The 15837-nt window shown below is 43.9% G+C and carries 6 protein-coding genes and 6 rRNA genes (1 of these 12 running past the window's edge); 1 reads left to right on the top strand and 11 read right to left on the bottom strand.

Features of this window, described 5'->3' with window-relative positions; translation table 11 throughout:
- Positions 1-138: 138 nt before the first annotated feature.
- From FR7_RS00945 to FR7_RS00930, 4 genes are all read right to left on the bottom strand, one after another.
- Positions 139-1428 (bottom strand): DUF445 domain-containing protein, encoded by a 1290-nt coding sequence (locus FR7_RS00945; protein ID WP_007937915.1) that lies wholly within the window; start codon positions 1426-1428, stop codon positions 139-141.
- A 16-nt stretch (positions 1429-1444) separates the two neighbouring features.
- Positions 1445-2686: a DUF445 domain-containing protein gene (locus tag FR7_RS00940; RefSeq protein WP_007937913.1), complete on the bottom strand. Its 1242-nt coding sequence runs from the start codon at positions 2684-2686 to the stop codon at positions 1445-1447.
- Positions 2683-3069: a YkvA family protein gene (locus FR7_RS00935; protein WP_007937908.1), complete on the bottom strand. Its 387-nt coding sequence runs from the start codon at positions 3067-3069 to the stop codon at positions 2683-2685. Before FR7_RS00935 ends, FR7_RS00940 begins: the two co-directional genes overlap by 4 nt.
- Positions 3070-3198: 129 nt before the next feature.
- The gene (locus tag FR7_RS00930) at positions 3199-4935 is read right to left on the bottom strand and encodes a hypothetical protein (RefSeq protein WP_007951674.1); all 1737 of its coding nucleotides are present in this window, start codon (positions 4933-4935) and stop codon (positions 3199-3201) included.
- Between the two features lie 294 nt (positions 4936-5229).
- Here FR7_RS00930 and FR7_RS00925 point away from each other — a divergent pair, with 294 nt between their 5' ends.
- The gene (locus FR7_RS00925) at positions 5230-5604 is read left to right on the top strand and encodes a methylglyoxal synthase (RefSeq protein ID WP_007937904.1); all 375 of its coding nucleotides are present in this window, start codon (positions 5230-5232) and stop codon (positions 5602-5604) included.
- Between the two features lie 77 nt (positions 5605-5681).
- On the opposite strand, the gene mqnE is transcribed toward FR7_RS00925, so the two are convergent.
- From mqnE to FR7_RS00890, 7 genes are all read right to left on the bottom strand, one after another.
- On the bottom strand, positions 5682-6767 hold the full coding sequence (mqnE, locus tag FR7_RS00920) for an aminofutalosine synthase MqnE (protein WP_007937902.1): 1086 nt from the start codon (positions 6765-6767) through the stop codon (positions 5682-5684).
- A gap of 135 nt (positions 6768-6902) precedes the next feature.
- Positions 6903-7019: ribosomal RNA gene (gene rrf, locus FR7_RS00915) — 5S ribosomal RNA — on the bottom strand.
- A 187-nt stretch (positions 7020-7206) separates the two neighbouring features.
- Positions 7207-10139: ribosomal RNA gene (locus FR7_RS00910) — 23S ribosomal RNA — on the bottom strand.
- Between the two features lie 424 nt (positions 10140-10563).
- Positions 10564-12222 (bottom strand): 16S ribosomal RNA (locus tag FR7_RS00905).
- Between the two features lie 372 nt (positions 12223-12594).
- A 5S ribosomal RNA gene (gene rrf / locus FR7_RS00900) occupies positions 12595-12711 on the bottom strand.
- Between the two features lie 86 nt (positions 12712-12797).
- Positions 12798-12914, bottom strand: a 5S ribosomal RNA gene (rrf, locus tag FR7_RS00895).
- A gap of 187 nt (positions 12915-13101) precedes the next feature.
- A 23S ribosomal RNA gene (locus FR7_RS00890) occupies positions 13102-15837 on the bottom strand; it runs 197 nt beyond the window's last position.
- The 16S, 23S and 5S rRNA genes sit together here, the layout of an rRNA operon.

Here is a 15837-nt window from a genome sequence, read left to right as displayed (position 1 = left end):
ATATCATTGTACTACAAAAAAGAATCACCTTCTCGTGTATAGAGAGGTGATTCTTTTTGCGACTTCATCAACGATTTCTAATATGACTACCATAATGATAAGTATTGCAATTACAAAACGTTCTTTCATCATTTTTCCTTAAAACCAGCTTTGGATAGTGGGAACGACATAGGGATCATAAACATAACGTAAGAACAAAAACATCATTAAACCGACTATACCGCCTACGATAGATCCATTGATGCGAATCCATTGTAAATCATCCCCTGCTTTCTCTTCCACGAAACGATTCAGCTTCTCATCGTTAAATTCCCCTAAAACCCTTTGAACAATTTCACCGATGATATAATGCTCTTTTTCGATAAGCTCATAAATCACCTGCTTAATACGAACTTCCAGCCATTCTTGCAGCTCAATATTTCCCTTAAAAAACATCCAGTACCGATCCATTTGAGTATAGATCCAATCGATGAGTTGAGGACTGAGCTGCGGATTCGCTGTCTTTAGAAAATCCTCCGATACATGAATCACTGCATCACCTAATTCTACCTCTGTCGCCAGCGTCATTTTCCAGCTCTCCACTTCTTCTAACCACATATAATTCTTTTCAGGTGCTTCGGCTATCGCTGTTAAATTTTCATGAATTTTATTATGTATAACATGATCAGAGTTCTTAATCTCTTGCAAAATCGCCAGAATCTCTGCATAAAAAGCATCCGTTGCATCGGAAAGACTTACACTATTCGTCTGCTCGCCTAACCAAATGAAGGCTCTTTCTAAGGGTGACCGATTCTTTGTTTGCGTCATTTCTTCTAAATATTGATAAATATTGCTTTTTGCCTCATTCTTATCTAATTGATTGATAAGTTCATCTACAATATACATTGTTAAAACTCGAGCACGGTCATTTTCTAATAACCATCTGACTACATTGTTCATTTGCGAGATAAGATCAATGTTTTTGATTTCTTTCTTAATAAAACCTTCCATATGATTAACGAAATCTCGAATATCAAGCTTACTGATCATATCCTTACCCAATCGCTCCAGAGAATTTCTTATAAACTCTCTTCCTCTCTCATGATCTACAAAACCAATCAGCAAAGTAACAAAGCAGCTGCTCTCTACTCTTTTTTTAATGGATTGTACCGTAAGCAAATCTTGGTCAATCATATTCCGAATGGACCTGATTACCTTTTGACGATGCCTGGGGATCAATGCTGTATGCCAAGGAAAACCTAAAGGTTTTTTAAAAAGTGCAGTAATCGCAAACCAATCGGCAATCCCACCTACCAACGCCGCCTCCATTACAGCAAAGAACATCTCTGCAGCAAATCGATCTTGATAGTAATGTTTAAGCCCGACAGACAATAAAAAAAGTAAAAATACCAATAGTAAAATTTGATTTGCCATGCTTTTATTATTCATTTCTCTTCACCTGCATTTATAACCAATAGGTCAATATGTATAGAATCATTCCTACCAAACCGCCAACAAATGAGCCATTAATACGAATCATCTGCAAATCATTGCCCATCTTGCTATCAATGAAATTTACCAATCGCTCATTGGTAAATTCATTAAGGCTCTCCTTTACAATTCTGCCAATTTGGTCATGGTTGCGATCCAGCCATTCCCCTAAAACAGTCTTAAGGTACAAATCCATCTTCACCCGATCTTCCTGATTGTTCGCGAAATCTTCCAGAACGATGTCCAGCTGCGCCATAAGAGACTCCATCCCTCGCACTGCCAGTCTATTATCACGAATCACTTTATGAAATACAGCTACCATGGACCGGGATATTTTTTCGCCTAATTTAAATTTGTATATTATATTTTGCTGGAGCCACAACTCCACCTGTTGCCCAAAATCGGCATCAGTTTGCAACCTGGCTACAAACTGTTTGAATTTTGCCTTTCCGTCTAGCCTGAAAGGATGCTGGGGAGATTTCATTTCTAATAATATACTGACCAGTCCATGCTGAGCTGCCTTCGCCAATTGCTTAGGAGATAAATCCATCAGCAAATTAAATAATTTCCTCCGATTCATACCATGTTCATATTTCTTGGTGACAGCAGCAAAAACATTTGCCAGCAAATGGACAAACTTTTCATTTTCGGCGGCAAGGATACACTGCTCAATGATAAGATCTAATATTTTGTCATCATATTCGTGATCCATAAACCATTGGGCAATGGGAATCCCATAGGGAAGAACCTTAATATTGTCCATATTATCTTCCACAAAATCTTGAATTAATACCTCTAAATCTTCCGGGTTCACTTGAAGAGCAAAGTCCTGCCAAAAGCGATATAGCATTTTTTTCACATCTTGCTTACCACTATTCTCATTGGCAAAATACAGTAATGTAGCCGTTAAATCATAGTCATCCAAGTTTTTCTTTATATTCTCTTTTATTAATATCTCATGCTCCACCATATCAATCAAAGCTTGAAATATCTTTTCCCGATTTCGGGGGATAATCGCCGTCCGAAAAGGTATGCCTAAGGGGCGGCGGAATAAGGCGGACACAGCGAACCAATCCGCTAAGCCGCCTATCATTGCAGCACCAAACCCTCTGGCTAAAAGACCGCCAAAGAACGTATGGGAAAAAGGATAGCTTGCTAAGAATCCACAAGAAACAATCCCCAATATACAAGTGGCCTTATATTTATTAGCACTCATAGCTTAGCATTAACCTCTTCCAGCTCACTTTCATCCACTTCGCCAAACCAAGACTCCAAACGGGACTTTGCTCGGATTTTTGTCTCTTTATCAATATAGATAGCAACTACCGCTAACGCCATCATCAACGCACCAAAATCATCTGTATATCCCAGAAAAGGCAAAAAATCTGTAATGAAATCAAAAGGGGAAATAAAATATCCCAGTGCGCCAATAATAACCGCCTTCACTTTTTTGGGAACATTGTCTTTTTGCAGCGTGTAATATAAAAGTAACACAACATATACTAACTTTTTACCCGCTTTAAGGGAAAATCTTTTTAATTTCTCAAACAGCTTTTTATCTGTATATTTTGTCGAGTATTTCTCAAAATCAAAGTTCATACGAAAAACCTCCTATAGAAAGATACTGATTTATTCTTTTATAGTATCTCTCTATACCACTACTATAATTTATCTGCCATATAAAGACAAGTCATCCTTCTACTTGCTGTAGCAGGATGACTTGTTTATTTAATAATTCTCACCGATAAACTCAGTAATGCTTAATGTATTTTCTTTCGTATCATTTGCAGTTACCGATATGAGATCTCCTACCTTAACTAAAGGAATTTTCGGTGACGTATTCGAACTTCCCACAAAAATTCGATTATCGCCCTCAATCATAAAATAAAAGTAAGATTCTCCACCTTTCACCACTTGAGAAACACGGCTGATTTTACCTTGCAATTTCAATGCTTTATTTTCCTGACTTGGAACAAATTGATTTCCCTTGCTGGCTAATACTTGCTGGTAAGCACGCAAGCCACCTTCAATATCAGCTCCAACGCCTACTAAATTATAATTTTCTACCGAGATAAAGGATACAGCCTTTAATAATCCTTCTTTATCTTTTAAAGGAGCAATATACGTTGGCACACCGCCGATGTTATACAAAATAGGATATCCAGCTCGATAGGATTTCTCCTGTACCTGACCTTCTGCTGATTTTTTTGCGCCGCCTTCATCAGCACCAGAAACCTTATACCATTTTGCTTCTTTCGTACGAGAGTTGATCAAAATAAAACCGACCGAGCTTCCATCTTTACCTGATGAGGTAATCCCTGTATACCAATATACACTATCATCATTGCCATAAATGAGATGAAGCTCATCTCCCGTTGGCTTTAATGTTCCCATTTTGGCAAATACACTATTCCAAAAACCATTTATGTAATCGCCCCAATCTTTAACTTGCTTATACACATAGGATTCTGGCTGAACCCTGTCAATCCAGCGAGGCAAATCCTCAATAGTGTGCCGGCTGATTTCACCTGTTTGAGCATTTACAATCACTGCACCTACTGCATCAGAACCATGATAACCTACTTTATTTTTATATAAGGTCACAACCCAATATGGATTAAGATCATCATCTATTTCAAAAGAAAAATCTGAAATCCCGATATTAAAGAATCCATTAAAATATACATATCTGGGTAAATAATCAAAGAAGAAACCCTTCATTTGATACTTTAGATACACCTCTTTGCCATTAACCGACTGCACTAAATGTACATCTTGCGGATTCGTAGCAGAGACCATAACAAAGCCTTTACTGCCTCTAGTATAATTCGTCAGCCATTGAAAAATACCGCGATGCTCTAGAGGTGCTACATAATATAACTTTTCTCGTACCTTTTGCAGTGATAATTCACCAATTTGCACTTCACTACCTAAAGCCGGTACTTCACCAATGATTTTCTCTGCCAGCTTACGAGCCGTTTCCTCATCTACAATTCGTATTTGCGATAAATTTATCGGCTCGATATCAGAAGTAAAGGAACTTTCTTTGACCTCGCCCAATAAACCTCTGTAAGAGCTGCTATATAGCATCGGAGCGCTTGTTAATATTGGTAGAATCAACAAATTACTCACACCAACCACTAATAATATAATCCCTACCAAACCGAGCATTCTATAGCGTTTATAATTTTGTCCTTGATTTTGATAATTAGCAATATCGACAACATGCGGCCGTTCCTGAAATAACTGAGGGAATAATTTTTTTAATACTTCTCCCCAGGCTGTTTTGGATATAAATAGCCTAAACTTATTCAGCAAAATTAATGCTGAGATAAACAAAAATAATATCCCCCAGGCTATTATCACATTCGACCAATCCGTAAAACCAAATGCTAATACGGGCATTTCCATAAAGAAATATAGGAAATTAACTACTAAGAATGCTATTATTAGAAATGGCAACACATTTAATCACTCCTTGCAAATTAAAGCTTCATTACTACTTTCTATTCGCCATAAATCAATACTCATCCTGCTTCTTCCCCAGAATCATATTATATAATAAATTATTGATCCAAAGTATAAGTGAGCCTAGAATCAAAAAAATCCACAGAACAGTCTTAGTTTAAATTCTACAGCCTATTTCTCTTAGCAGGATTAGTTCTTTGAAAAAATTAACACTATGTTATTAACTTTAACATACTAGTAAAGTTAATTATGATATAATTTACCTATCTATAATTAGAGGTAGGTGTTGTCATGAAAACTGTTGCATTAATTGCTCATGATCGAAAAAAAGAAACCATGTTGGAATTTGTTGTTAAACATCAACAAATTCTAGCTAAACACCATTTAGTGGCTACTGCCACTACTGGTCGCCTAATTAAAGAATCTGTTGGTCTGGATGTCACCACGTATTTATCCGGACCGCTTGGTGGTGACCAACAGATCGGAGCACGTGTTGCCTGTGAAGAAATTGATTTAGTAATATTTCTAAGAGATCCTCTAACGGCTCAACCCCATGAACCAGATATCACAGCCCTTCTTAGAATATGTGATGTTCATAATATCCCAGTTGCAACAAATGTAGTCTGTGCGCATTTACTGGTTTCTACACTGAATGAACCCCTATAAAGAAGATTTAATTTAACCTCTACAGCTCGATTCATAAAGAAGGAACAGCTAATATCAATTTAGGCTGTTCCTTTTTATTACAATATATTAACTATATTATACATAGAATCCCGCTCCACTGGAATACGCCCAGTTTGACGAATTGTCTTAATGATCGTATCTTTACTCAATGATGTAGCAGATTTTGCACCTGCTGCATGCATTATTTTCTCTTCACTTACTGTACCATCAATATCATTTGCACCAAATCCCAATGCAAGCTGAGCTATCGGCAGTGTTAGCATGACCCAATAAGCTTTTATATTCTTAAAATTATCTAGCATCAAACGAGAAATAGCCATCGTCTTAAGTTCATCCCATACTGAAGTTCTTTCTATTCGTTCACCAAGTACTGTATTATTAGGATGAAAAGGAAAACAAATAAACGTTTGGAAGCCGCCTGTTTCATCTTGCAAATTGCGTAACGATAATAAATGATCTACTCTTTCTTCTACTGTTTCAATATGACCATATAACATACTAGCATTACTGCGGATCCCTAGACTATGTGCGACGCGAGCTACCTCCAACCATTCAGCGGCAGTAGCCTTTTTAGGGCAAATCTCATTTCTTACCCGATCTGACAATATCTCAGCACCACCCCCAGGCATAGAGTCTAAACCAGCATCTTGCAGTTCAATTAATACTTCGGTAACGGACTTTCTGGAAATAGTAGAAAAATATATAATCTCTACTGCTGTGAACGCTTTTAAATGAATATGTGGCAATGCCTGTTTTAATTCCTTTATTACATCAACATAGTATGAAAAAGGCCAATCTGGATGCAAGCCGCTCACGATATGCAGTTCTCTAAGGTCTGGATCTTTCGCTGCCTGTTTAGCAATTTCTAAAGCTTTTTCCTTATTCATGGCATAGGAGTGGACACTATCTGCATCACATCCAAAAGCGCATAACTCACAACGAGCAGTACAGATATTAGTAAGGTTAATATGACGGTTCACATTATAATATACATAATCGCCGCTCACATTTTGTCTAACGATATCTGCTAAATAACCTAACCAAGTCAAATTGTTACATTCAAATAAAGCAATGCCATCTTCTCGATTAAGACGAATTCCCTGCATGACTTTTGCCTCAATTTGTTCTAGAACTATATTCACATATGACACTCCTTCCATTTTGTATTCTTCCCCAAAAAGACATTGCCTTCCTGCAAAACCTAATAAAAAACTAAAGAAATATACTTTTTTTCTTAATACACAAAAAGCACTCACATAAATGAGTGCTTTTTAATTAACCAGCAACTACCTATCCTCCCAGGCCGTTTCCAACCAAGTACTTTCGACGTATAAGGGCTTAACTGCTGTGTTCGGTATGGGAACAGGTGGAACCCCTTAGCTATCGCCACTGGATTAAAGTGAAGCAGCGCACCAAATCTTTGTTAAAAGATTTGTGTAAGTCGCTTCGTTAACATCGAAATGTTAACATCATAGAACCTTATGGCTCTACAATAGAGATAAACATACTACTATGTTCTCTCAAAACTTCACAGAAGAAAGACTGCATGTTAGTTGTTAGCAGCATGCTGCTAACTAAATTTAAGTCAAGCCCTCGTCCTATTAGTACCAGTCAGCTGAATCCATTGCTGGACTTACACACCTGGCCTATCAACCTTGTCATCTACAAGGGGACTTACTAGCTTACGCTATGAGAGATCTCATCTTAAGGCTGGTTTCACGCTTAGATGCTTTCAGCGTTTATCCTTTCCGAACGTAGCTACCCAGCTGTACTCCTGGCGGAATAACTGGTACACCATTGGTTCGTCCACTCCGGTCCTCTCGTACTAGGAGCAGCTCCCTTCAAATCTCTTGCGCCCGCGATGGATAGGGACCGAACTGTCTCACGACGTTCTGAACCCAGCTCACGTACCACTTTAATGGGCGAACAGCCCAACCCTTGGGACCTACTACAGCCCCAGGATGTGATGAGCCGACATCGAGGTGCCAAACCTCCCCGTCGATATGGACTCTTGGGAGAGATTAGCCTGTTATCCCCAGGGTAGCTTTTATCCGTTGAGCGATGGCCCTTCCACGCGGTACCACCGGATCACTAAGTCCGACTTTCGTCCCTGCTCGACCTGTACGTCTCGCAGTCAAGCTCCCTTCTGCCTTTGCACTCTGCGCGCGATTTCCAACCGCGCTGAGGGAACCTTTGAGCGCCTCCGTTACATTTTCGGAGGCGACCGCCCCAGTCAAACTGCCCACCTGACACTGTCCTTAGTATCGTTACTACTAAAGTTAGAATTCCAGTAAATAAAGGGTGGTATCCCAACAACGACTCCACACATACTAGCGTACATGTCTCGCAGTCTCCCACCTATCCTGTACATCATTTACCAAAATTCAATGTCAGGCTACAGTAAAGCTCCATGGGGTCTTTCTGTCCAGTCGCGGGTAACCTGCATCTTCACAGGTATTTCAATTTCACCGGGTCCCTCGTTGAGACAGTGCCCAAGTCGTTACACCTTTCGTGCGGGTCGGAACTTACCCGACAAGGAATTTCGCTACCTTAGGACCGTTATAGTTACGGCCGCCGTTTACTGGGGCTTCAGTTCACACCTTCGAATTGCTTCTAAGCACTCCCCTTAACCTTCCAGCACCGGGCAGGTGTCAGCACCTATACGTCAGCTTTCGCTTTAGCAGGCACCTGTGTTTGTGGTAAACAGTCGCTTGGGCCTCTTTTCTGCGACCTCCTTTAGCTCATACCGCTAGGGTAATCACCTAAAGAGGCTCCCCTTCTCCCGAAGTTACGGGGACATTTTGCCGAGTTCCTTAACGAGGGTTTTCCCGCGCACCTTAGGATTCTCTCCCCGCCTACCTGTGTCGGTTTGCGGTACGGGCACCCACAGCCTCGCTAGAAGCTTTTCTTGACAGCATGGGATCAGTAAGTTCATCAACCTTACGGTCAACTCCCCGTCACTCCTCAGGCTTAACGTTTAGCGGATTTGCCTACTAAACACCCTACAAGCTTAGACGCGTTTCTTCCATTCACGCGATTACTTACCCTTCTGTGTCACTCCATCACTCAAACGGATGTGGGTGGTACTGGAATGTTTGCCAGTTGTCCATCGCCTACGCATTTACGCCTCGGCTTAGGCCCCGACTTACCCTGAGACGACGAGCGTTGCTCAGGAAACCTTAGGCTTTCGGTGGACAAGATTCTCACTTGTCTTTTCGCTACTCATACCGGCATTCTCACTTCTATATACTCCACAGCTCCTTACGGTACTGCTTCGATGCGTATAGAACGCTCCCCTACCACTTGTATCCTAAGATACAAATCCATAGCTTCGGTTCCGTACTTTAGCCCCGGACATCTTCGGCGCAAAACCTCTCGACCAGTGAGCTATTACGCACTCTTTAAATGGTGGCTGCTTCTAAGCCAACATCCTGGTTGTTTCTGAAGTTCCACATCCTTTGCCACTTAGTACGGCATTGGGGACCTTAGCTGATGGTCTGGGCTGTTTCCCTCTTGACTACGGATCTTATCATTCGCAGTCTGACTCCCAAGGTCCGAGTACAGCCATTCGCAGTTTGACAGAGTTCGGTAACCTATAAGGCCCCTAGCCCAATCAGAGCTCTACCGTCTGTACTTATTTCTTGAGGCTAGCCCTAAAGCTATTTCGGGGAGAACCAGCTATCTCCGCGTTCGATTGGCATTTCACCCCTATCCACAACTCATCCCAAAACTTTTCAACGTTCACGGGTTCGGTCCTCCACGCAATTTTACCTGCGCTTCAACCTGGCCATGGATAGATCACTGCGGTTTCGGGTCTACAACAACTAACTAATCGCCCTATTAAGACTCGCTTTCGCTGCGGCTCCACATCTTCTGCTTAACCTCGCTAGTTACTGTAACTCGCCGGTTCATTCTTCAATAGGCACGCCGTCGACCACATAAGGGTCTTCGACTGCTTGTAGACATACGGTTTCAGGTTCTTTTTCACTCCCCTCCCGGGGTGCTTTTCACCTTTCCCTCACGGTACTATACGCTATCGGTCGCCAAGGAGTATTTTGCCTTGGAGGGTGGTCCCCCCTGCTTCCCACAAGGTTTCACGTGTCTCGTGGTACTCTGGATCTCAGCCATCTTGCTCTGCTTTTCGTCTACGGGACTGTTACCCCCTATGGTCTACCTTTCCAGGTAGTTCGACTAAGCCTGACTTGAATTATGCTGGTCCTCAACCCCGAATCAGTAAACTGAATCGGTTTGGGCTCTTCCCCGTTCGCTCGCCGCTACTTAGGGAATCTCGCTTGATTACTTTTCCTCTGGGTACTTAGATGTTTCAGTTCCCCAGGTGCCCTCCTCATGGTCTCAGCCATGGGTAACAATGCATTACCATTGTTGGGTTTCCCCATTCGGATATTCACGGATCAATACCTGCTTGCGATTCCCCGTGACTTTTCGGAGCTTACCCCGTCCTTCTTCGGCTCTTGGCGCCAAGGCATCCACCGTATGCCCTTATTAGCTTGACTTCGTCACTCTAATAGTCGGCTGTCAATAAACAGTCATCTGCGTTGTCGCTTCTGCGGGCATTCCATTCGACGTACAAGTAGTACGACTCATTTCATGTCCTCGTCGCTCCTAGCAGCTAACTATTTCTTGCCAACCTGTGGTTTGTGTATATTCGGGTTTAACGCCGAAATATATACATATACATGTTTCAAAAAATCCTAACATGCTCGGTAATCACCCTAATATTGCTATTAGAATTATTACGTTGCTTTCTTCTGTGCAGTTTTCAAAGAACATCAAAGGTACTACATATTCATGTTACTACCATCACTGGCAGCAGCATGGGATGTATTCCCTCAAAACTAAGCAATGTAAGTAAAAGTGAACAACCAGATGTGTCGACCTTGGATATGAAAGAGTATTTCATCCTTCAAATCTCCATAGAAAGGAGGTGATCCAGCCGCACCTTCCGATACGGCTACCTTGTTACGACTTCACCCCAATCACTGATCTCACCTTCGACGGCTGGTTCCATTGCTGGTTACCTCACCGGCTTCGGGTGCTCTCAACTTTCGTGGTGTGACGGGCGGTGTGTACAAGGCCCGGGAACGTATTCACCGCAGCATGCTGATCTGCGATTACTAGCGATTCCGACTTCATGCAGGCGAGTTGCAGCCTGCAATCCGAACTGAGAGCTTGTTTTTGGGTTTGGCTTCACCTCGCGGCTTCGCTACCCTCTATTTAAGCCCATTGTAGTACGTGTGTAGCCCAAGACATAAGGGGCATGATGACTTGACGTCATCCCCACCTTCCTCCGTGTTATCCACGGCAGTCTCCCATGAGTTCCCACCTTTACGTGCTGGCAACATAGGATAAGGGTTGCGCTCGTTGCGGGACTTAACCCAACATCTCACGACACGAGCTGACGACAGCCATGCACCACCTGTCTATCTGTCTTCCGAAGAAGAACTCTCTATCTCTAGAGTCATCAGACGATGTCAAGCCTTGGTAAGGTTCTTCGCGTTGCGTCGAATTAAACCACATACTCCACCGCTTGTGCGGGCCCCCGTCAATTCCTTTGAGTTTCAACCTTGCGGCCGTACTCCCCAGGCGGGGTACTTATTGCGTTAACTCCGGCACTGGAGGGGTCGATACCCCCAACACCTAGTACCCATCGTTTACGGCCAGGATTACCGGGGTATCTAATCCCGTTCACTACCCTGGCTTTCGCGCCTCAGTGTCAGACACAGTCCAGAAAGTCGCCTTCGCCACTGGTGTTCCTCCTAATATCTACGCATTTCACCGCTACACTAGGAATTCCACTTTCCTCTCCTGCACTCAAGAATAACAGTATCCAATGCTTCACGGGGTTAAGCCCCGAACTTTAACATCAGACTGATTATCCCACCTGCGCGCGCTTTACGCCCAATAATTCCGGACAACGCTTGCCACCTACGTATTACCGCGGCTGCTGGCACGTAGTTAGCCGTGGCTTTCTTGTCAGGTACCGTCATTATGAACCATTATTTACAATCCACACATTCGTCCCTGAAAACAGAGTTTTACGATCCGAAAACCTTCTTCACTCACGCGGCGTTGCTCCGTCAGACTTTCGTCCATTGCGGAAGATTCCCCACTGCTGCCTCCCGTAGGAGTCTGGGCCGTGTCTCAGTCCCAGTGTGGCCGTTCATCCTCTCAGACCGGCTACTGATCGTCGCCTTGGTGAGCCATTACCTCACCAACTAGCTAATCAGACGCAGACCCATCTTCTAGTGATAGCTTATAAATAGAGGCCACCTTTAGTATTTTAAGTATGCACTCAAAATACAACATTCGGTATTAGCACCACTTTCGCAGTGTTGTCCCCAGCTAGAAGGTAGGTTGTCTACGCGTTACTCACCCGTTCGCCACTATCTGATATTCAACACTCAATCCTTAGCTTTTGTGTTGGCACTTGTTAAATGCGTGAAGCGCTCTCTTCTTTCGCGCTTGACGCTTGGCTACACTGCTAAATATTCAGTGTTGAATACCAGACCGTTCGACTTGCATGTGTTAGGCACGCCGCCAGCGTTCGTCCTGAGCCAGGATCAAACTCTCCATAAAAGTTATATTATGAAGAACCTTGATGGCTCTTTAAAAAACTTGTTTGTGTTGCTCTCACTTTCGCAGAACAACTTTGTTTTGCACTCGAAAAACGAGTACCGCACATCTGGCTTATTTTAACCTTACTTACATTGTTTAGTTTTCAAGGAACACATTCGATCATTTATTCATGATCGTTCCGCCGTTTAGCGCGGATCTTTATGTTAACATGAAAGGTTACTTTCTGTCAACACTTTTCTTTTAGTACTTATTGCCAGCGTCGCTGACAACTTATTCAGTATAACACTTTGTCACACATTATGTCAAGTACTATTTTTCATCTTTTTTCTTTGGTTCTGATCTTTTGAAAAGCATTCATAACAGGAGTGCTTTTACTGGCAGCTACCTATCCTCCCAGCTCGTTTCCAAGCAAGTACTTTCGGCGTATAAGGGCTTAACTGCTGTGTTCGGTATGGGAACAGGTGGAACCCCTTAGCTATCGTCACCAGATACAAATACATCAAGATCCAGTATCGCTTACCGCAATAAGCATTTTTTGAGAAAAACAAAGAGCACTCACAAAGAATGAGTGCTCTAACCAGCAACTATCTATCCTCCCAGGCCGTTTCCAACCAAGTACTTTCGACGTATAAGGGCTTAACTGCTGTGTTCGGTATGGGAACAGGTGGAACCCCTTAGCTATCGCCACTGGATTAAAGTGAAGCAGCGCACCAAATCTTTGTTAAAAGATTTGTGTAAGTCGCTTCGTTAACATCGAAATGTTAACATCATAGAACCTTATGGCTCTACAATAGAGATAAACATACTACTATGTTCTCTCAAAACTTCACAGAAGAAAGACTGCATGTTAGTTGTTAGCAGCATGCTGCTAACTAAATTTAAGTCAAGCCCTCGTCCTATTAGTACCAGTCAGCTGAATCCATTGCTGGACTTACACACCTGGCCTATCAACCTTGTCATCTACAAGGGGACTTACTAGCTTACGCTATGAGAGATCTCATCTTAAGGCTGGTTTCACGCTTAGATGCTTTCAGCGTTTATCCTTTCCGAACGTAGCTACCCAGCTGTACTCCTGGCGGAATAACTGGTACACCATTGGTTCGTCCACTCCGGTCCTCTCGTACTAGGAGCAGCTCCCTTCAAATCTCTTGCGCCCGCGATGGATAGGGACCGAACTGTCTCACGACGTTCTGAACCCAGCTCACGTACCACTTTAATGGGCGAACAGCCCAACCCTTGGGACCTACTACAGCCCCAGGATGTGATGAGCCGACATCGAGGTGCCAAACCTCCCCGTCGATATGGACTCTTGGGAGAGATTAGCCTGTTATCCCCAGGGTAGCTTTTATCCGTTGAGCGATGGCCCTTCCACGCGGTACCACCGGATCACTAAGTCCGACTTTCGTCCCTGCTCGACCTGTACGTCTCGCAGTCAAGCTCCCTTCTGCCTTTGCACTCTGCGCGCGATTTCCAACCGCGCTGAGGGAACCTTTGAGCGCCTCCGTTACATTTTCGGAGGCGACCGCCCCAGTCAAACTGCCCACCTGACACTGTCCTTAGTATCGTTACTACTAAAGTTAGAATTCCAGTAAATAAAGGGTGGTATCCCAACAACGACTCCACACATACTAGCGTACATGTCTCGCAGTCTCCCACCTATCCTGTACATCATTTACCAAAATTCAATGTCAGGCTACAGTAAAGCTCCATGGGGTCTTTCTGTCCAGTCGCGGGTAACCTGCATCTTCACAGGTATTTCAATTTCACCGGGTCCCTCGTTGAGACAGTGCCCAAGTCGTTACACCTTTCGTGCGGGTCGGAACTTACCCGACAAGGAATTTCGCTACCTTAGGACCGTTATAGTTACGGCCGCCGTTTACTGGGGCTTCAGTTCACACCTTCGAATTGCTTCTAAGCACTCCCCTTAACCTTCCAGCACCGGGCAGGTGTCAGCACCTATACGTCAGCTTTCGCTTTAGCAGGCACCTGTGTTTGTGGTAAACAGTCGCTTGGGCCTCTTTTCTGCGACCTCCTTTAGCTCATACCGCTAGGGTAATCACCTAAAGAGGCTCCCCTTCTCCCGAAGTTACGGGGACATTTTGCCGAGTTCCTTAACGAGGGTTTTCCCGCGCACCTTAGGATTCTCTCCCCGCCTACCTGTGTCGGTTTGCGGTACGGGCACCCACAGCCTCGCTAGAAGCTTTTCTTGACAGCATGGGATCAGTAAGTTCATCAACCTTACGGTCAACTCCCCGTCACTCCTCAGGCTTAACGTTTAGCGGATTTGCCTACTAAACACCCTACAAGCTTAGACGCGTTTCTTCCATTCACGCGATTACTTACCCTTCTGTGTCACTCCATCACTCAAACGGATGTGGGTGGTACTGGAATGTTTGCCAGTTGTCCATCGCCTACGCATTTACGCCTCGGCTTAGGCCCCGACTTACCCTGAGACGACGAGCGTTGCTCAGGAAACCTTAGGCTTTCGGTGGACAAGATTCTCACTTGTCTTTTCGCTACTCATACCGGCATTCTCACTTCTATATACTCCACAGCTCCTTACGGTACTGCTTCGATGCGTATAGAACGCTCCCCTACCACTTGTATCCTAAGATACAAATCCATAGCTTCGGTTCCGTACTTTAGCCCCGGACATCTTCGGCGCAAAACCTCTCGACCAGTGAGCTATTACGCACTCTTTAAATGGTGGCTGCTTCTAAGCCAACATCCTGGTTGTTTCTGAAGTTCCACATCCTTTGCCACTTAGTACGGCATTGGGGACCTTAGCTGATGGTCTGGGCTGTTTCCCTCTTGACTACGGATCTTATCATTCGCAGTCTGACTCCCAAGGTCCGAGTACAGCCATTCGCAGTTTGACAGAGTTCGGTAACCTATAAGGCCCCTAGCCCAATCAGAGCTCTACCGTCTGTACTTATTTCTTGAGGCTAGCCCTAAAGCTATTTCGGGGAGAACCAGCTATCTCCGCGTTCGATTGGCATTTCACCCCTATCCACAACTCATCCCAAAACTTTTCAACGTTCACGGGTTCGGTCCTCCACGCAATTTTACCTGCGCTTCAACCTGGCCATGGATAGATCACTGCGGTTTCGGGTCTACAACAACTAACTAATCGCCCTATTAAGACTCGCTTTCGCTGCGGCTCCACATCTTCTGCTTAACCTCGCTAGTTACTGTAACTCGCCGGTTCATTCTTCAATAGGCACGCCGTCGACCACATAAGGGTCTTCGACTGCTTGTAGACATACGGTTTCAGGTTCTTTTTCACTCCCCTCCCGGGGTGCTTTTCACCTTTCCCTCACGGTACTATACGCTATCGGTCGCCAAGGAGTATTTTGCCTTGGAGGGTGGTCCCCCCTGCTTCCCACAAGGTTTCACGTGTCTCGTGGTACTCTGGATCTCAGCCATCTTGCTCTGCTTTTCGTCTACGGGACTGTTACCCCCTATGGTCTACCTTTCCAGGTAGTTCGACTAAGCCTGACTTGAATTATGCTGGTCCTCAACCCCGAATCAGTAAACTGAATCGGTTTGGGCTCTTCCCCGTTCGCTCGCCGCTACTTAGGGAATCTCGCTTGATTACTTTTCCTCTGGGTACTT

Source organism: Pelosinus fermentans DSM 17108, from assembly GCF_000271485.2.
GTDB classification, from domain to species: Bacteria; Bacillota; Negativicutes; order DSM-13327; family DSM-13327; genus Pelosinus; species Pelosinus fermentans.
This window is presented reverse-complemented; position numbering and strand designations above follow the sequence as displayed.

Coding starts and splice junctions, on each gene's coding strand:
- FR7_RS00945 (WP_007937915.1), bottom strand. CDS start 1,428: ATGAATAATAAAAGCATGGCAAATCAAATTTTACTATTGGTATTTTTA.
- FR7_RS00940 (WP_007937913.1), bottom strand. CDS start 2,686: ATGAGTGCTAATAAATATAAGGCCACTTGTATATTGGGGATTGTTTCT.
- FR7_RS00935 (WP_007937908.1), bottom strand. CDS start 3,069: ATGAACTTTGATTTTGAGAAATACTCGACAAAATATACAGATAAAAAG.
- FR7_RS00925 (WP_007937904.1), top strand. CDS start 5,230: ATGAAAACTGTTGCATTAATTGCTCATGATCGAAAAAAAGAAACCATG.